At 67.7% G+C, this 18,265-nt stretch carries 12 protein-coding genes; 7 read left to right on the top strand and 5 right to left on the bottom strand.

Translation table 11 applies throughout. The features are described 5' to 3' along the window. Positions 1-20 precede the first annotated feature (20 nt). Entirely contained in the window at positions 21-1,007 is a 987-nt protein-coding gene (locus D7X30_RS16670) for a M12 family metallopeptidase (RefSeq protein WP_147443224.1), read from the top strand. Between the two features lie 44 nt (positions 1,008-1,051). On the opposite strand, the gene D7X30_RS16665 is transcribed toward D7X30_RS16670, so the two are convergent. Both D7X30_RS16665 and D7X30_RS16660 read right to left on the bottom strand, forming a co-directional pair. Then, a complete protein-coding gene (locus D7X30_RS16665; RefSeq protein ID WP_120563924.1) occupies positions 1,052-2,224 on the bottom strand; it encodes a hypothetical protein in 1,173 nt (390 codons plus the stop codon). Positions 2,225-2,422: 198 nt separating this feature from the next. Continuing rightward, positions 2,423-2,653 (bottom strand): nuclear transport factor 2 family protein, encoded by a 231-nt coding sequence (locus D7X30_RS16660; RefSeq protein WP_199724356.1) that lies wholly within the window; start codon positions 2,651-2,653, stop codon positions 2,423-2,425. A 361-nt stretch (positions 2,654-3,014) separates the two neighbouring features. Between D7X30_RS16660 and D7X30_RS16655 the strand changes: the two genes are divergently transcribed. From D7X30_RS16655 to D7X30_RS16635, 5 genes are all read left to right on the top strand, one after another. Next, complete coding sequence (locus D7X30_RS16655; protein WP_120563923.1) at positions 3,015-4,016, top strand: VCBS repeat-containing protein; 1,002 nt, start codon at positions 3,015-3,017, stop codon at positions 4,014-4,016. A gap of 422 nt (positions 4,017-4,438) precedes the next feature. Further along, positions 4,439-8,518, top strand: a complete 4,080-nt coding sequence (locus tag D7X30_RS16650; protein WP_120563922.1) for a DUF3857 domain-containing protein — start codon at positions 4,439-4,441, stop codon at positions 8,516-8,518. Positions 8,519-8,524: 6 nt separating this feature from the next. Then, positions 8,525-9,136, top strand: coding sequence for a hypothetical protein (locus D7X30_RS16645; protein WP_120563921.1), 612 nt, complete (start codon positions 8,525-8,527; stop codon positions 9,134-9,136). 152 nt (positions 9,137-9,288) lie between these two features. Further along, positions 9,289-10,503, top strand: coding sequence for a methyltransferase (locus D7X30_RS16640; RefSeq protein ID WP_120563920.1), 1,215 nt, complete (start codon positions 9,289-9,291; stop codon positions 10,501-10,503). Between the two features lie 87 nt (positions 10,504-10,590). Next, the gene (locus D7X30_RS16635; protein WP_120563919.1) at positions 10,591-13,461 is read left to right on the top strand and encodes a kelch repeat-containing protein; all 2,871 of its coding nucleotides are present in this window, start codon (positions 10,591-10,593) and stop codon (positions 13,459-13,461) included. Positions 13,462-13,489: 28 nt separating this feature from the next. On the opposite strand, the gene D7X30_RS16630 is transcribed toward D7X30_RS16635, so the two are convergent. From D7X30_RS16630 to D7X30_RS16610, 3 genes are all read right to left on the bottom strand, one after another. Continuing rightward, a complete protein-coding gene (locus D7X30_RS16630) occupies positions 13,490-13,882 on the bottom strand; it encodes a RidA family protein (RefSeq protein WP_120563918.1) in 393 nt (130 codons plus the stop codon). Between the two features lie 197 nt (positions 13,883-14,079). Beyond that, on the bottom strand, positions 14,080-15,975 hold the full coding sequence (locus tag D7X30_RS41970) for a hypothetical protein (protein ID WP_158619284.1): 1,896 nt from the start codon (positions 15,973-15,975) through the stop codon (positions 14,080-14,082). A 198-nt stretch (positions 15,976-16,173) separates the two neighbouring features. Next, complete coding sequence (locus D7X30_RS16610; RefSeq protein ID WP_120563915.1) at positions 16,174-17,406, bottom strand: hypothetical protein; 1,233 nt, start codon at positions 17,404-17,406, stop codon at positions 16,174-16,176. 527 nt (positions 17,407-17,933) lie between these two features. Between D7X30_RS16610 and D7X30_RS16605 the strand changes: the two genes are divergently transcribed. After that, a complete protein-coding gene (locus tag D7X30_RS16605) occupies positions 17,934-18,203 on the top strand; it encodes a hypothetical protein (RefSeq protein WP_120563914.1) in 270 nt (89 codons plus the stop codon). The last annotated feature ends 62 nt before the right edge of the window (positions 18,204-18,265 follow it).

Below are 18,265 nucleotides of genomic sequence, written 5' to 3'. Positions count from 1 at the left end.
GGCAGTGGGTGCGCAATGCGGTGAAGTACACGTGGGAATTCGATTCGGGGGTGCGCTTCACGGGCTGGAGCGCGTGCTCGCCCAACTCCAGCGGCATCCGCATCAGCGTCGCGGACACCGCCGACCCTCCGCACGTGAAGGCGCTGGGCTCCGACCTGAACGGCATGGCGAAGGGCATGGTGCTGAACCTCACCTTCGCCAACTGGAGCCCGGGGTGCGCCACCAACCCCCAGTACTGCATTGAAACCATCGCGGTGCATGAGTCCGGCCATGCCCTGGGCTTCGCCCACGAGCAGAACCGGCCGGACCGCCCGTCCACCTGTACCCAGTCCGCGCAGGGAGCTTCCGGGGACTGGTTGGTCACGCCTTGGGACGCGAACCCGGTGATGAACGGCTGCAATCCGACGTGGAACAACGGCGGCGTCTTGAGCCGCTACGACGTGTCGGGCGTGCAGTCTGTCTACGGCGTTCCCTGGGATTCGCTGGGCGGCGGCTTCACCTCCGCCCCCGCAGTGGCGTCCCGGGGCGTGAACCGGCTGGACGTGTTCGGCCGGGGCCTGGACAACCAGCTGTACCACCGGGAGTGGGATGGCACGGGGTGGATCGGCTGGACACCGCACGCGGGCATCATCACCTCCGACCCGGCGGCGGTGAGCTGGGGCCCGGACCGCGTCGACGTGTTCGTGCTTGGCGCGGACGGCAGCATGATGCACTGGGCCCGCGTGGGAACCGCGTGGACGACCTGGGAGTCGCTGGGCGGCGGCTTCACCGCCAGCCCGGCCGTGGCCTCGCGCGGCATGTACCAACTGGACGTGTTCGGCCGGGGCCGGGACAACGCCCTCTGGATGAAGTCGTGGAACGGCGCCACCTGGACCGACTGGAAGTGGCTGGGCGGGGAGCTGACCTCCGCGCCGGAAGCCAAGAGATGGGGCGCCGGACGCATCGACGTCGTCTACCGCGCCCCGGACAACAGCTTCCGGCGCTCTGTCTTCAACAACGGCTGGTAATGCCCACGCAGCCCCGCCCCGGGCTCAGGCCTGGGGCGGTCGCGTCAGTCCTCCCGCGGACGGATGAGGCCGGAGTACGAGTGATAGCGCTCCCAGCCGCTGAACAGCAGCTTGCGCAGCTCCCCGTACTTGGCGTCGTGAGGGTCGTTCTTGTCCAGGTTGAAGTACTTGAGGATCTTCTGATCCTGCTGGGCGCCGACATGCTCCATGAACTCGTCGTTCTGCTCCGGGTTCATGTTGGCGAGTTCATGGACGAAACCCTGTCGGGTGAACGTCTTTTTCATGCGCTCGCTGATGCCCCAGGGGATGATGGGCACGCCAGCCGCCTCCATGAGCTTGAGCCCATTGAACTGTTCCTGGAACTTCTCGCCCTCATAGAGCCCGAAGGCCTTGCACCTCATCAGGATCCGGAAGGGGCCCTTGTCGTCCTTGTACGCCATGGCGAACGCAGCCAGGTTCGCTGCGCACTTCGAGCAGGGCGTCTTGGTTCCCTTGAGGGTCACAACGAGGGTGCGTCCATCCGTGGAGCGTGCGAGCAACTGCTCGAGGATGGGACTGAGGACGTCCTGCTCGAGCAGGGGCTGGATGGCCTCCAGGAAGTGGTCCTCCATGTGGTTGTGCTCGACGGCTTTTGCCTTTGTCCCCTTGGAGGCAGGCTTGGGCGTCTGCTTGTAGGAGTGGATGTATTCCTTTTCGATCCCCTCCATGTTGTGGAAGTCGCGCGTCAGGAAGCGTCCCAGGAAGACCCCGTTGATCTTCACCACCCCCACCGTCGTGTTGACGTTGGTCGTCGTGAAGGGATTGTTCGTCCCGCCCTGCTGGGGGGAGTCGAACGCGTATCGGCCACTCACGTTCTCGCTCGCGAGCGCCGCGTCCATGAAGCGCTGCAGGGCGATGTTCTTCAGGTACCGCCAGCCCCCAAAGAGGATGTGGCTGTCCCTGGAGACCATGACCCCTTCCTCTACGGGCGCTCGCGCGGGTGGCCGGCTCCAGTAGAGCCGGTGGATCATGATCTGCCGCGTCTCGTGGAACAGACGCCGGCTCGTTCCACCCAGCCGGGACACATCGCGCAGGGTCAGATAGGAATAGATGGCCTGAATGATGTAGCCCGGCAGATCACGGAAGATGCCCACGAACTGGCGGTCGTCATCATCCTCCTCCCCGGAGCCATCATCCTCTTCAGAGTTCTCATCCTCTTCGGAGTCCTTTACCCCCATACGCTGACGCTTCTTGGGCCTGGACGAGGACTTCCTTTGCAAATCCTTCTTGGGCATGACCCCTCCTGCACAGGAACCGGCTTCTCGTCTTCCATTTAGCCACGCGCGGGCAGGCCCGTCACGTCCCCTGTCCACGGGGAAGCGTCTGTCATTTCCACCGCCCCGGGCGCACCGCGGAGCGCTTGAGCGCCCCAGGGATCACACGTCAAGGAAGTCCCCGCCATCACGCCGCCCAGCCCCATTCCCCCCGCCGAAGGCACGCTCCAGCGTGCCGGGCACGAGCCCCTTCACGCAGGCCTCCGCGCCCTCCGCCTTGCCGAGCGCGCCGACGAAGCTCACGTCGGGCGCGAGCGTGTCCCGCGGCATCGACTCATCCTTCGCGCTCCACGCATCGAAGTACGCCTGCACCACCTCCACGGGATGTTTCACGTTGGGCCTCCAGGTGCCCGACGGTTGGGCCCGTCGGGATTGGACGTGAACATCGCCCCGGCTCTGGACCACCCTGTGTCAGGTTTGCGCGCGCACGGGGGCCCACAGCCCGACGAGGAGCGGGGCCAGGAGGGCCAGGCCCCCCACATCGGAAAACGAGCACGTCCACCACGAAGGTCCGGCTCGGCGCAAGGCCAAAATCCAATGAAGAGCCAACACTTCAGGATTTGAAGTTGTTGTGAACCCTGCGAATGCCAGTCTTGAGTGGTTGCGAACGCAATAGTAGCTAGACACGCGTCGGCCAGGGCCCTGCCTGCTCAAAGGCCGGCGCGAATCCCCAACCACCACAGGAGCATTGAACTTGTTCAACAAGGCAATGGCTGTCGCGCTGTTCTTGGCCCCTTTCATCCCCAGTGAAGCCCGAGACGGCATCTGGCCGGGCAACGACACAATGGCGGACGTGAACGCGGACGGGCGCGACGATTTCATCTGGTATGAGTCGGCCGGCACCCTCCGGGTGGCACTTTCCAATGGGTCCACCTTCTCGTCGTCCTCGACGTGGAGCTCCACGGCCTTCCCTACGGGCTACGGAATCTGGTTTGCGGATGTGACGGGGGATGGCCGCGCTGACGCGATTTCCGTTCGAGAGTACCTGGATGGTGGAGCCATTCGCGTCATTATCAGGCGCTCGAATGGCTCCTCCTTCCTCCCTGAGGAGGAGTGGTACTCGGAGGTCGGCTGGAGTGGCTGGACGCGCTTCGACTTCAAGGACGTGTCGGGTGATGGAAAGGCAGACTTCATCCTGAACCCCAACATCGATGGCGGCAGTGGAATCTCTGTCGCGACCTCCAGCGGCACGGGCTTCAATACCCGTACGGCCTGGACGAGCACCTCCTTCGTCGCAGAGCGGAACATGTACTACGAGGATGTGACAGGGGATGGCATCGCGGACGCCATCGCCCATAACACGAACAGCATCATCGTCCGTCCGTCGACGGGAAGCTCCTTCGGGACGGCTTCGACGTGGCTCTCCGTCGGCTTCAACGGCACCAAGGGCGTCTGGTTCAGGGACGTCACGGGGGATGGAAAGGCCGACGTCATCGTCGAGAACACGGATGGCGTGCAGGTCCGGGCGTCGAGCGGCACGGCGTTTCTCGGGAGCGGGTATTGGGCCTCATCCCTGGGCGGGAATCTGTCGACCTGGGTCGCGGATGTGACGGGGGATGGCAAGTCCGACATCGTCTACCGCTATTACGCCGTGAGCGGTGTCTGTCCTCCGTCTTGCCCTACCGTGGTGACCCAGTGGGGCCGGGTTCGCAGCTCCGACGGCTCGACGTTCCTGGCCTCCACCACCTGGTATTGATGGAACTCTAATGGGGCGCGAGGCCTGCACGCGGAACGGGGCAGGCCTCGCACTTCCCTGCGCCTACTCGGAGGCGCCTGTTCGTAGAACAGCACCGTCCCTGAATGCGACTGGGACACGTAGAAGAGCCTGGTGCCGAACTGCGCATACGTGAGCGTGCCATCGAGGCCATGTCCACCGTGGGCGCCGTCTGAGCGATGGGTCGAAGTCCAGCTCCTTCACCCTGAGGATCGACGCGACGAAGAAGGAGTCACCGGCCAGCGTCGGCAGGCTGGATGGGTAATGCCAGACCTCTTCCCGGCGTTGAGTCTTTCCGAAAGACAATGAATTACGCGCTTTGACATCCGCGCGTCACCCTCTGTGAGCCCCAGGGGGGATGGGATGTCGAACGCCGCACCTGCTAGGCTGCGGTCCATCCTCACATGACCACCCTGCTCTTCGCCGCGGCGACGGCCTCTGACCTGTCCACCGGCTCGCTCATCTGGATCGCTCTCCTTTTCTTCGGCCTCTTCAAAGGCTGGCAGGCACTCCAGGATGCCGCCACGAACCGCAAGGCGGTCTATTCGCTGATGCTGGTGGATGTCGCCGCGCTGGTGATCCTCCTCGTCCAGCAGTTCAAGGTGCTCGACTCGCCCCCGGCGGCCATCCTGGTGGGGCTGTTCACGTTCGTCCTCATGCTGCTGGGACTGTTCCTCGCCGTCACCGGCCTCATCGAGCTGCGCTCCGACAAGGAACGGCTCCTGAAGGGCCGCTCGCACGCGTGGTGGGCCATCGCGATCTCGGCCCTCATGCTGACCGGCATGGGCATTGGCTTCGCCAGGGTCATGTCACGCCGGAATGAAATCCCGGCGAATCTCCGGGTGGAGAAGCCCGAGGAGGGCATCCGCGACGAGGAGATGAACTTCGCCTTCCAGCATCCAGGCAAGCCGTGGACGACGCTGAACGCCCCTCGGGTCAACAAGCTCGCGAAGTTCGCCATGGCGCGGGGGGGCGACGCCCAGATGTACTTCATGATCGTCCCGGAGAAGTTCGCGGACGGAGAGCTCGCCGACGAAGAGGAAGGCACCGAGCTGCTCGCGGACATCGTGAGCGCCAATCTGGAGAGCGCCGCGGGCACGGTCGAAAAGCTGTCACGCGAGCCCCTTGCCGTCGGTGGGATGAAGGGCATCCGACTGCGCTCCCGCGCCCAGCACGCGAACATGCCGCTGACCTACGTGCACTGGGTCTACGCGCACGGAGAGCACGCCTATCAGCTCGTGGCGTGGGGAAGCCCCAAGGGGGAGGAGGCGCTCTTCGCGGAGGCGGACCGCCTGTTCTCGCGCTTCTCCCTGGTCAATCCCCAGAGCAGGGCCGCCCCCTCCACCGCGGCCGCGCGTCCCCTGACGGCACAGTCCACGGAGTATGGATACTCCGTCGAACTGGACGGGCGACTGTGGACACGGCCCACCAACCTCGCGACGGAGTTCCCCGAAGCGGACTTCGGCGCGACCGGTGACAACGCCAGCATGGTGGTCGTGCCCCTCTGGCTCTTCGGAGAAGAGCCCTCTCCGGACGCCCTGGCCCACGGCCTGTTGAGCGTCCTTGAGATCGACTCGCGCGAAGGCGCGGTCCGCAATGCCCGCGAGGTCACCACGGGCAAGCTCTCTGGACAGGCCTTCTCCTACGAATCCAAGAGTGAAGAGGGAGGGGTCGACGAGTACGAGCTGCGCGTGTTCCGCGACGGGGACATGGCGTACCTGCTCGCCGGATGGTGGACCAAGAACCAGCCCACGCTCGGCACCCGGGTCCGCTCGGCGCTGGATGCCGTCAAGCTCAGCGCCCCCTCGACGGCGCCCCGCTCCGCGGCGGTGGGCAAGGCCGCCGCGACCACCCACGCGAGGGTCTTCGACCAGATCGCGCGGTACTACAGCGACCGGGAGGATTTCGCCGCGGCCGCTGCCTGGTTCAAGCGCGCCTTCGAACTGGAGCCCGGCGTGCCCATGCTGCTCATCAACGCCGCGGCCGGGTACGCCAGCGCCGAGCAGTATGCGGAGGGGCTCGCGCTCATCAATGCCCACGCGAAGCGGTTCCGGGGGGAGCCAAGGCTGGAGTCCTGGCGGGCCTACCTGCTCGTGCGCAGCGGCCGTGAGGCCGAAGGATTCCAGGCCTACGCATCCATCTTCCCCTCCCGCCTCACCAACGAGAGCCACCTGAACCGGTACCTCACGCTGCTCGAGGAGAAGGGCCGCGTCGCGCAGGCGCTCCAGGTCATCCAGCGGTACCGGAAGCGCGCCGACTCGACGGACGCCACGCTCATGCATGCGGGCCTCCTGCGGCGCAAGGGCGCCCCCGAACAGGCCGCCGCCCTCCTGCGTCAGCGGCAGAAGCGCGAGGGCTACGCCCTGGAGTTGTCCGAAGCGCTGGCGAACACGTGGCTGGAGGCCAAGAAGCCGAAGCTCGCCCTCGAAGTCGCCGAGGAGATGGTGAGCAAATCAGCGCAGTCCCCCTCGGGCTACCAGGCCCGGGCCCGAGTGGAGTACGCGCTCAAGCGCTATGCGGACGCCAAGTCCTCCCTGGAGAAGGCGCTCGAACTGGAGCCCGCCTCCGCGGACACGCGCCAGTTCCTCGAGCATGTGTCCGGCATGCTGGGCCAGGGGACGAACTCGGTGCTCAAGACGCCCATCGAGGAGGTCGCGCTGCCGCCTGACCTGCTTGCCCGGAAGGACAAGCCCGCGGAGGCGAAGGGCCACAATGGCCAGTACCCCCTGCTGGCCACCGCCATCTCCTTCGTGAAGGGAAAGGAATTGCGCACCACCGACCTGCGCCGGGTCACGGTGCACAACGCGGCGGGCGTGGAGCGCTACAACACCTTCGAGTTCGAGCTCAACCCGCTGTCCGAGGAGATCTTCGTCAACCGGGTGGAGGTCCGGGATGAGCAGGGCCGCGTGGTGGCCAGGGGCAAGGTGGAGGACTGCTACGTCTCCGACCGGGCCTCCGCGCAGCAGGGCACGCAGCGCCGCACCCTGGTGGTGCCCGTGCCAGGGCTGAAGCCCGGGCACACCGTGGAGGTGGTGGTCACCCGGCGCGACATCACGCCGCCGAAGTCCATGCGCTTCTTCGAACATGACTTCTTCGCGAGCATCCCCGCGACACGCTCCGTGCTCTACGTCCGCGGCGACGTGGACGCGATGCAGTGGCGAGCCTCCCCTGGCATCAAGCCCCTCCAAGCGCCCGATGCCTTGACCTTCATCGTCGATCAGCCCGCCATCTACCGCGAGGAGGGCATGCAGCCCGACTACCAGGAGTACCTGCCCATGGCGTGGCTGGCTCCCGTCGGCACGACGTGGGAGGCCGAGGGAAGCGACTACCTGAAGTCCATTGCCGCGCAGCTCGCGCCCGCGCCCACCGTGAAGTCACTGGCCGCCAAGGAGGCGGGCACGGCCAAGGAGCAGGCGACGCGTGCCGCCGCGCTGGCCCGGTGGGTCCAGAAGAGCCTGACCTACCGAGGCATCCTCTTTGGCGCACGGGCCCGCATTCCGCATGCGGTGGACGAAATCCTCAAGAACCGCACCGGCGACTGCAAGGACCACTCCCTCCTGCTGCACCAGCTGCTGGGTGCCGCAGGGATTCCCTCGCAACTGGCGCTCGTGCGGACACAGGGTCCCATCGTCTCGGACACGCCCTCGATGGATCAGTTCGACCACATGGTCGTCTACCTGCCGACGGTGGGCGGGGGCACCTTCGTGGATGTGACGAACAAATCCGCCGCGCCCATGAGCAGCGGGGAGGTGGCATTGGGCGGCCGGGAGGCGTTGGTGTTGGATGCCACGAAATCCCGGCTGGTGCGCATCCCCGAGTCCTCCCAGAGCCACGTGCGCGCCGAACGGCACGTCCGCCTCCAGGGCACGACGCTGAACGTGAAGGAGCAGGTGACGCTGACGGGAAGCCATGCCTCCGCCCTGCGCTACTACCTCTCCAGCGAAGAGCCCTCCGAGCGCGCGGAGCTGATGGCCACCATGATGGGAGGCTCCCGGGCAGGCGTGAGTGTCACCACCCTGGAGGCCCCCGACCTGGAGGAGCCCGAGCGCCCGCTGACCTTGAAAATCGAATACGTCGTGCGCGGCCGGTTCGCGTCCGCGGGCGGCGGCATCGTGGGGCAGCTGCCCTCGCCCTGGGAGCACAACTTCCTCAGCCTCCGGGAGACGGAGCGACGCGACTCTCCGCTGGAAACGAGGACGCCCCTCGTCATCGAGAGTGTGACCCATTTCGAGGTGCCCTCGGGTCAGGACATCCCGGAGCAGGACCTGTCGGAGCGCTCCGGCACCACGGACTACGCGGAGTGGAAGCTGGCGTCCCGACTGGCCGATGGCGTGCTCACGCGAGACTTCCGCATCCAACGGGCGAAGGGACGCTACGAAGCCTCCAGGTACCCGGCGTACAAGGACGCCATGCAGGCCGCGCTGGGGGCCCTGGAGCAACGCGTATCGCTGCGGGGGCCCGCGTCCGCGGCCGTCCAGGAGTAGTCCGCCGTGCAGGCAGACAGGAAAGACTCCTTTGAAGTACGCACCCTTACCCGCGGAGAAGAGTTCGACGCCTACCGGAGGCTGCTTTTCGAGGTCTACATCGAAGAAGCCGGTTGGAACTTCAATCCAGCCAATCCCTCCGGAATCCGGATCTCCGACCGCAAGTTGCTGGATGACCGGGATGACTTCGCCACCTGCTTCGGAGTCTTCAGGCAGGACGTATTGGTGGGGGGAGGCCGCATCTGCGGAAGGTTTCAGGGTCGATTCGAGGTCCATGGCTACCAACCGGATCGGGACCTGGGCTTCCTTGACATTCCCAATCTGTTCGAAGCGAGCCGGGCCGCCCTGCGACCCGAAATCAGGGGCAGCGACGCGTTCCCATTGCTGGTCTTGCACATATTTGAATACTGCAAGCGCAACCGCCTGCTTGTATTTACAGCCCCAAGCGTGCGGTCCGTGATGCGCTTCTATCACTCGATTGGGATGCCAGCAGTCGAGGGCTGCAGGTTCAGGTTCGAGCCCGAGGATCCAGCGGAGGCGCAGCTGTTCCTGGTGGACTCAGAGGACGTTCTGGACACCGTCCTCCAGAAGCTGCGTCCACTCCTCCGTGGCGGTTGAGGGATGGAGCCGCGTCCGCACATCGCGCTGGTGGCGCTGATGGCTCGGCGGACCTGACGGAGGCCGTGCCGTGATGGCCGAGTCACCCACCTCAGCTTGGATGAGCACTGAATCACCAACCAGCGGAGCGGCGGCGCATAGGATGCGCCGCCATGGACTTCCAGGCGCGACTCGAGGCGCTCACGCACCAGCTCCGCCCCTGGGCGCCTCTCTGGTCCCGCTCCATCCTCCAGGGCTGGCCCGGGTCCGGCGCAGCCTTTCCCGAGGACTGGCTGACCTATGCCCGGTCGCTCGATGAAACAGGCGAGCGCCAGCTGGACCAGGGGGTGCTCGTGGGCGCACCGCCCGCGTCCCTGTCCGCGCTCCTGGGCTCGCTCCAGGAACTGACGGCGCTGCCCTGGCACGAGGGCATTCACCCACTGACGGTCGCGCAGACGCAGGGACTCAGCGCCAAGAAGACCCATGAGCTCGAGCGGGTGCTCGCCCTGCTCGCGCCCAGAACGCGCTTCATCCACCAGGCGGTCGATATCGGCGGCGGCATGGGACACCTCGCCCGCCTCTGTGCGCGGACGTTCGGGTGGACCTTCCACAGCATCGACCGGGACGCCGCGTTGCAGGACAAGGGCCGGCGGTGGCTGGCGAGGACCCCATCCCCAAGCGGGGACACCCTGAGTTTCATCCAGGCCTCCGTCGAGAACGGGGACCAACCGCGAATCGATCCGCTCTTCTCCGGCCGGGACCGGGCCTCTATCGGTCTGCACACCTGCGGGCCGCTCGCCCTCACGCAGATTCGCAAGAGCCAGGGGGCTGGCTTCGTCCTGAACATCGGCTGCTGCTACGACAAGCTGGAGGCCCCGCGAGACTTCCCCGTCTCCCGCTTCGGAGGCGCGCATCCCCTGCCCTTCACCCCGCATGCCCTGGCGCTGACGACGCGGGGACGGCATCACAAGACCGAGGTGGAGTTCGCGCGGATGAAGCAGGTGTACGCGTGGCGCTTCGCGTTCGACCTTCTGTCGAGACAGCGCTTTCCCGAGCGCGGCTTCGTGCGGGCAGGAGACGCGCCCCGGGCGCTCTATGACGGTCCCTTCGCCGTCTACGCGCGCGACCGCCTGGAGCGCCTGGGCCTGGAGCCCGGCATGACGGACGCCGAGCTGGAGGCCTTCGAGGTGTCCGTTCGCGCCGAGACGCGGGAGCTCCTGCTCTGCCATCTGCTGAGGGACCGCTTCGCGCGGGCGTTGGAGGTCGTGCTCCTGCGCGATCGCGCCATCCTCCTGGAGGAGCTGGGCTTCCAGGTCGAGCTCCTCCAGCTCTTCGATCCGCGACTGTCCCCGCGCAACCTCGCGCTCATCGCGTCGCGGAGCGCTTGAGCGCGGCCGGGGAGTTTGATGAGAGGACGGGGTCTCGGCTACAAACGAGGCCCCGTCCGCAGTGCCTTGTCGAAAGGTTTCCGGCTCATGTTCCGCTGGTGGTTGTTGTCTGTCTGTCTTGTCCTTGCCGCATGCTCCGGAAGCGACCTCCCTGAGGACGTTCCTCCCGGCTCGGACTCGGGGACGTCCGTTCCCCCGCCGGATGGAGGCAACGACGCGGGCACCGACGGCGGCCTGCCGGATGCCGGCGCCGATGGAGGCATCCCGGACGCGGGCGTTGACGCCGGCTCACAGGATGCGGGCAGCGATGGCGGCTCACAGGACGCGGGCAGCGATGGCGGCGCGCAGGACGCGGGCACCGACGGAGGCAGGGATGGGGGGAGTGACGCGGGGTGCGTCCGCTGCGAGTCCCCGCCGCCCCCCAGTTGCTACGACGCGAAGACCCTCGTGACCTGGTTCCTGCCCGGCTATTGCGGTAGCGACGGCGGCTGCCTGTACTCCGCCTTCTATGAGCCGTGCCAGTACGGCTGCGCCAGCGGCGCCTGCCAGCCCTGCCCTCCCCAGTGCGACGGCCGGGAGTGCGGCGACGATGGTTGCGGCGGCTCGTGCGGAACGTGCGACGACCCCCAGAGCTGCGGCGGCGGTGGACTGGTGGGCGTCTGCGGCCCCGAGCTGGGCTGCGGCAGCTGGAGCGCGGGCGCTTCGCTCCAGGTCGCCCGCGCGCATCCGGCGTCAGCCCTGCTCTCGGATGGGCGCCTCTTCCTCGTGGGTGGGCTGACGGGCAGTGGGAGCACGCGCACGGCGGAGTCCTTCGACCCGGGCACGGACACCTGGACGTCCCAGGGCTCCATCCCCGACGGCGGGACGACGCCCGGGGGCGCGAGCAACAGCTTCTACTCCTTCCCGGGCGCGGCGCAGCTCGGCACGGGGAAGGTGCTCGTCACCGGCTACGCGGGCAATGCCTACGCGCGCTTCGACCCCGCCACGGCCACCTGGACGCCCGGCAGCGGCATCACGACGCGCCTGCAGCCGCTCGTCCTCCCGCTGGCCAACGGGCAGGCCCTGGTGGCCAGTGGCATCACCGAGGGCGGCAACCACGTCCTGCTGAGCTACACCTACGACGACGTCGCCGCGAAGTGGAACTACAGCACCTCGCGCGAGGGCCGCTACCGGGCCGCGGGGGTCCAGCTCGCGGACGGGCGGGTGATGGTGACTTCGGGCATCGCCGATGACGTCCATGGACAGGCCGCTCGCAGCGCGGAGCTGTACGACCCGGTCACCAACACCTGGAGCTACACCGGAGCGCCGCGCCGTCCCCACGCGGCGGCGGCACTCGCGCGGCTGCGGGACGGCCGCGTCCTCCTCATCGGTGGCACCTCCGTGCGCGGCTTCTTCACGGGCACGGCGGTGCGCACCACCAGCGTGGAGCTGTACGACCCGGCCACGGGCCTCTGGCGCGACACGGGCTTCCTCAACGTCGCGCGCAGCGGACACACCGCGACCGTGCTCGCGGATGGCCGCGTGCTGGTGGCGGGCGGCGTGGGCGCGGACGGCAAGGTCATCCCCTGGGTGGAGCTGTATGACGTGGAGACGGAGACGTGGACGCTCACCGCGCCGCTGTCCACCGCGCGCAGTTCTCACGTGGCCACCCAGCTGGCGGACGGGCGCGTCCTCGTGACGAGCGGCGTGAGCCCCACCGGCGCCGCCCTCGCCTCCACCGAGGTGGTCCAGCCCGCCGGCTTCTGCCCGGCCCACGGCTGCGTGCCCGAGTCCGACGATGCCCTCTGCGCGAAGCAGGAGGCCGGCTGCGGCACCCTCAGCGTGCAGGACGCCTGTGGCACGACGCGGCAGGTGTCGTGCGGTCAGTGCTCCCAGTCCACCTCCTGCGGCGGAGCGGGCATCCCGTACCGCTGCGGCTCCCCGGGCGGCGCGGGCTGGCAGGTGGAGACGCTGGGCACGGCGGGCGGCGGGCGGCCGGGCATCGTCATCGAGGCGAACGGCGAGCCGGCGGTGGCCTATATCTGGTACGACGTGGGTGGGGGCAGTGGCTCCACCTACGAAGTCTTCCTCGCGCGACGGCACTCCCAGGGATGGAGCGCCGCGCCCATCCAGGGTGGCGTCCTCTCCAGCAACGTGGCCCTGGCGCGCACGAGCACGGGGCAGCTGCGCGCCGCCGCCACGATGCGTGTGTATATCTATTCCTCCAGCGACGAGGTGCCCATCCTCCTGTCCTGGGACGCGGGGCGCTGGCGGGACGAGGTGACCGCGCCCACCTACCCGGAGGTGAACGCGAGCCAGCTGGCGATGGGCCTGGGCCCCACGGACGAGCCGCTGGTGTGCACCATCGACCTGGTCAACTACTTCCACACCGCGGAGCTGCTCTGCTACGCGCGCGACGGCGCCGGGGAGTGGAGGCGGGACCGCGTGGACGCGCCGGGCTCCTACGGCGGCGCGCCTTCGGTGGCGGTGGACCGCGACGGCCTGCCGCACCTCGCCTACTACGACATGAACAAGAAGGCCCTCATCCACGCGGTGAAGGGCGCCACGGGCTGGACGCTGGAGACGGTGGACGCGAGCGCGGACGTGGGTCGCGACGCTTCCCTGGCGCTCGACGCGCAGGGATACCCGCACATCGCCTACCGCGATGCGACGAACAAGGACCTCAAGTACGCGCTGTGGACGGGCAGCGCGTGGAGCCTCGAACAGGTGGACACCGCCGATGACGTGGGCGGCACCCCGGCGCTGGCACTCGATGCGCAGGGCCGCCCGCACATCAGCTACGAGGACCTCACCCGCAAGAACCTGAAGTACGCGCGCTGGAGCGGCACCGCCTGGGAGTTCACCACCGTGGACGCGAGTGGGGTCGGTGGCTCGAACTCCGCGCTGACGCTGGATGCCTCCGGAAGGGCCCACATCGCCTATTACGGACAGGGCCTGCGCTACGCGCGCGGACCGTGAAGGCGCGGGTCGCCTCGTGTCTGGTGAATCAAGGCACGTAGGCGATGCAATCAATCTCCACGCGCAGGCCGGTGTCCGGAAGCGCGGACACCTGCACGGTGGTCCGCGCGGGCCGGTGACCGGCGAAGACGCGCTCGTAGACGGCGTTCATTCGCGCGAACTCCTGCATGTCCACCAGGAAGACGCCGCAGCGCAGGACGTGCTGGAGGCTGGAGCCACCGGCCACGAGGATGCGCTCCAGGTTGCGCAGCACCTGCTCTGTCTGTGCTTCGATTCCCTCGGCCTGCACGCCGGTCGCGGGGTCCCTGGCCGCCTGTCCGGAGATGAAGAGCAGCCGGTCCAGCTGCATGCCGGGAGAGTACGGGCCCGCGGGCTTGGGCAGTCCTGGCGCGACGATGGGCTGATGCTTCGCTGACGTCATGGGCTTCTCCTTGGATGGGCCTGGCGCCCCTGCTTCGTGCACGGCATTTCGCCGTGCCTGGGACAAGCTTAAGAGGTGTTCCCCAGAGTGAGCAGCTTCTTCAGCGGCTCGTTCAACCTGAGCTACGGAACCGGGGCACGCCCGGGACCACCGTGCGCTCGTGGTAGCGCACGGTGGAAACCCAGACGCCAGGGAGCTCACTCCATGCAGGTGAGAGCGCTGTAGGTCAGGATGACCAGACCGGCGTTGCCCGATCCCGAGGAGCCAGCACCCGCCACGGCCGGAAGAGTCGTGGCAGCCGACCAGGTGTTGGCACCGAGACCGCCGCCGTTGACCGCGCTGCCGCCCGCGCTACCGCCCGCTCCACCACTGACGCCCCCACCGCCTCCATAGCCACCCCCACCGCCTGAGATCGTGGTGTATCCAGCGCCGCCGTAGAGGCCACTCCCACCACTCGATTGGGAGGTGTTGCCACCAGCGCCGAGTGTCCCGGCCGTGGGCCTGGCGAGGCGGGCACTGTCCCCCCCCGCGGCACCGCCCACGGTGCTCCCGCCGCCGCCGCCCCAAGTTGAACCATTACCACCGGCCGCGGCCGCGACGAGCTGGCCCGCGTGGAGGATCGCGCTGCTGCCACCCCCTCCGCCGCCGCCAACCCCACTGGGAGGGGCCCCACTGCCTCCGCCGCCGTAATAGCCCGCGCCGCCGGCGCCATAGCCCCCAGCGTAATAGTAGCCCCAGCCGCCGCCACCGCCGACGAAGACCTCCAGGCTCGCGCCAGCCGCCAGCGTGAAGCTCCCATTGACCCTGGTGCCGTTGGTGCCTGCCCAGTCGTAACCGCTGCCACCGCCACCGCCGCCCACCATGCTGTAGTTCACGGTGAGGGGCGAGCCATACGGACTCACCTTGCTCAGGTACGAGGTGACAGCCTTCACGCAGGTCTGCATGACTCCGCCGGTCAGGCTGATTGCGAAGGTCTGGGTCGTCTTCTGTCCGCTCGCATCCTGAATCACCAGGGTGATGAGCGACGAAGCTCCCAGCGCCGGAGCCGTCCAGAGGACCTCGCTCTGGGAGGCGCTGGTGACGGGGGTTCCCAGCTTCCCGGAGGTGGCGCTCCACGTGAAGGTCAGCGCCGCCCCCTCGGGGTCGTAGGCGCTCACGACCAGCGTCACCGTCCCGTTCACGGCAACGGTGTCGGTTGACTGGAAGAGCTGATCAATGACGGGAGGCCGGGTGGGAATCTGGGGCAGCCCCACGTTGATGCCCAACTGGCCCGTCGTGCTCCCGCCGCGTCCATCGTTCAAGCTCACCGTCACCTTGCACACCGCGCTCGGGGGGGCCGAGGCCGGCGCCGTCCAGGTCGGACGCTGCTCCGTGGTTGCGCTGAAGCTGCCGCCGCAATCATCGGCCCAGCGATAGGTCAGCGCATCGTTGTCGGCATCCACCGCCGCCACATCCAGGCTCACGATGCCACCGGGAGCCACCTGGCTGGACGGAGTACCCGTCACCTGGGTCGCCACGGGCCAGGTGTTGAACGCGACGGCGACAGTCGCCGCGCCCCTGGCACGCACCACGGCGATCTTCAGGGAGATGCCCGCCTGGCCGCCCTTCCCATCCGTCACGCTCACATTCAGCGTATAGGTTCCCTCCGTGGCCGGTGCGGTCCACGTCGGGCTGGCGGTGGTCTCGTCGACGAAGGTGCCACCGGTCGCCGTCCAGGCGTAGCTGCGTGCATCGTCATCGGCATCCGTGTCGGTGACGGCGAGCGTGACGGACTCGTTCACGTCCACGCGGCTGCTGGAGGCCGTGAGCCCGGTGATCTTGGGAGCGCTGTTGACGAAGGGCGTTGGAGCCGTCGTCTGCTGCAGCACGATGATCACGGCGGCCGTGGTGCCCGAGGTGATGGTGACGCCGGTGGCCTGCCCCTCGTAGACCTGGGTGTCGGAGGAATCGAAGGCCTGGGCGCGGAAGGTGCGGTTGGCGCCGACCGGAATCGCCCCCAGGACGGCCCTCCACTGGCCACCGGTATTCTGCAGGTTGGCGACAACGTCAGCGGAGAGGTCAGCGGCGCTCACCGTGAGGGTGACCCTGGCCACGTCTGAAGTCGAGAGGGCCTGGGCTGAGACGGCGATGTCGGCCGAGCCCTCCTGGAGAGCAGCAGGCCCGCAGGCCGCAAGCGTCATGAGGAGCAACGGGAGGAGCGCCAGAGGTTGGAATGGGTGTGGTCGATTCAAGGGGTTCCCAAAAGGAGCAAGAGGTTCACGGGAAATGAGGAGGGCGGCGCTGCGCTCGGGCTAGGGCAGGCTGACGGTGAAGGTCTGCGTCGCCTGTGCCCCGCCCGCGTCCTGGACCACCGCGGTGAGGGTGAAAGGGCCACCGCTGTCGGGCGCGGTCCAGAGCACTTCGCTCTGGGAAGCGGAGGTGGTCGGGGTGCCCAACGTGCCGCCGCTGGCGCTCCAGGTGAAGGACAGGGCGGTGCCCTCCGGGTCGTGCGCCACCACGAGCACGTCCAACGTCCCGCCCGCCGCCACGGTGTCGGCCGACTGGAAGGTCTGGCTGATGACGGGGGCGGCGTTGGGGACGTCGGGCAGGCCGATGGTGATGCGGAGCGAGCCCTGGGTGCTTCCGCCGCGGCCGTCATTGGGCGCCACGGACACGGTGCAGGTACCACTGGCCGGCTGGGTGGCCGGAGCCTTCCAGGTGGGTTTCTTGACGGTGGCGTTGTTGAAGCTGCCACCGCAGTCGTCACTCCAGGTGAACGTCAGGATGTCGCCATCCGGGTCTGCCGCCGTCACTTCGAGCGTCGTGCTCTCACCGGGCAGCACCTGGCCCTTGGTGCCGGACACCTGGCTCACCACGGGCCAGGTGTTGAAGGACGTCGTCACCGTGGCCTTGCCCTTGGCGGCCAACACGTTGATGACCAGGGAGAAGCCGGCCTGGCCGCCCTTGCCGTCCGTCACGCTGACGTTGAGGGTGTAGGGCCCCTCGGTGGTGGGCGCGGTCCAGGTGGCACCTGCCTTCGTGGCGTTGGCCAGGGTGCCCGCCGTGGCCGTCCAGGCGTAGCTCAGCGTGTCACCGTCAGCGTCCGTCGCCGTCACCGAGAGCGCGGCGGACTGGCCCGGCTCCAGCTGGGTGGAGGACGCCACCAGCGAGCTGATGCGCGGGGCGCTGTTGCGGAAGGGCGTGGGGGCCGTCTTCTGCTGCAGCAGGATGAAGACCGCCGCCGTCGAGTCCTGGGAGATGGTGACCCCGGTGACCTGCCCCTCGTACAGCAGGGTGTTGGAGCCGTCATAGGCCCGGGCCAGGAAGGTGCGGCCGGAGCCCACGGGAATCCCTCCCAGGGTTCCGCTCCACTGCCCGGAGGTCTTGAACAGGTTGCGAGAGATGTCCGGCGCGATACCGGCGCCACTCACCGTCACGGTGACACGGCTGATGTCATTCTCCGTCAAAGCCTGGGCAGACACTCCGAGGCTCGCCTCGCCCACGCCCGTCTCCCCTCCGCAGGCCACGGTCAGGGCGAGCGCCAATGCAGCGACAAACAGATTCAGCGGACGGAGGGAGACCCTCCTCGGTATTTGCGGCATCAATGACCTCCAGATGGGATTTGACGAATCCCAGGGACTCGTCGTGGGGCGCAATGGAAGGCGCTCCCTGAGACATCTGTAATAGGAGAGTCAGTGATGAGCAAAATCGATGCAGACAAAGTCTGCGCCCGCTCGCGTCAAGGGTCCCTCTCACCCCATCCGAGGTCACTTGAGAATCCCCCGTTTCAGCCTCTCCGGAGCCGCGGATGGCTTGCTTCAGGGGAATGGGCAGACACCAAAGCCAACTGGCGCATGAGGCGAAGGCCTCTCGAAACCTTCAGGTGTTTAACGCCCCAATGAGCAGCAGCCTATTCACGCGGTCTCGGACAGACTTCAAACCCAATACACCCAAGGAAAGGCCATCAGTGAGCCAAGCGTGTGGAGAAGCCGCTCGAGCCCCATGGGGTACACGCCGGCCCAGGTGCTCCAGAATCGCTCGCACCCCTCCCACCTCGTTCACCTACGACGGCATGCTGAAGGTTCGCAACGACGTCGCGGGCTCGAGCGAGGAGCGGATTCATCCGGAAGACTACAGCCCGAGTGTGCTGCGCACTGTCTCCAGCCTCCGGGTCGTGGGCGCTCGACTCTTTGTCGCGGGCATGCGCCGGATGGTCTTTGGCCGCACCCTCGGCAGCTCAACCTGGGAGCGCGTGGATGAGGGAGTCCGGCAGGCGAGCAGCGAGCTGCCCCTCTTGGCGCTCCGCTCACCCGGCGACGCGCGCTTCGTCGTAGAAGGCTAGCGCGGGGAGTGGAGCGCGGTGTCGCCCCCGTACACGGATGAGACCTTCAGTTGCGTTGAGAT

The organism is Corallococcus sp. AB011P (assembly GCF_003611605.1).
Classification (GTDB): Bacteria; Myxococcota; Myxococcia; order Myxococcales; family Myxococcaceae; genus Corallococcus; species Corallococcus coralloides.
The sequence above is the reverse complement of the archived record's forward strand: the minus strand, read 5'-3'. Positions and strand labels throughout refer to the sequence as shown.

Excerpts from the sequence above, each read along its gene's own strand:
- D7X30_RS16665 (WP_120563924.1), bottom strand. The coding sequence starts at position 2,224 with ATGGGGGTAAAGGACTCCGAAGAGGATGAGAACTCTGAAGAGGATGAT.
- D7X30_RS16650 (WP_120563922.1), top strand. The coding sequence starts at position 4,439 with ATGACCACCCTGCTCTTCGCCGCGGCGACGGCCTCTGACCTGTCCACC.
- D7X30_RS16640 (WP_120563920.1), top strand. The coding sequence starts at position 9,289 with ATGGACTTCCAGGCGCGACTCGAGGCGCTCACGCACCAGCTCCGCCCC.
- D7X30_RS16635 (WP_120563919.1), top strand. The coding sequence starts at position 10,591 with ATGTTCCGCTGGTGGTTGTTGTCTGTCTGTCTTGTCCTTGCCGCATGC.
- D7X30_RS16630 (WP_120563918.1), bottom strand. The coding sequence starts at position 13,882 with ATGACGTCAGCGAAGCATCAGCCCATCGTCGCGCCAGGACTGCCCAAG.
- D7X30_RS16605 (WP_120563914.1), top strand. The coding sequence starts at position 17,934 with ATGCTGAAGGTTCGCAACGACGTCGCGGGCTCGAGCGAGGAGCGGATT.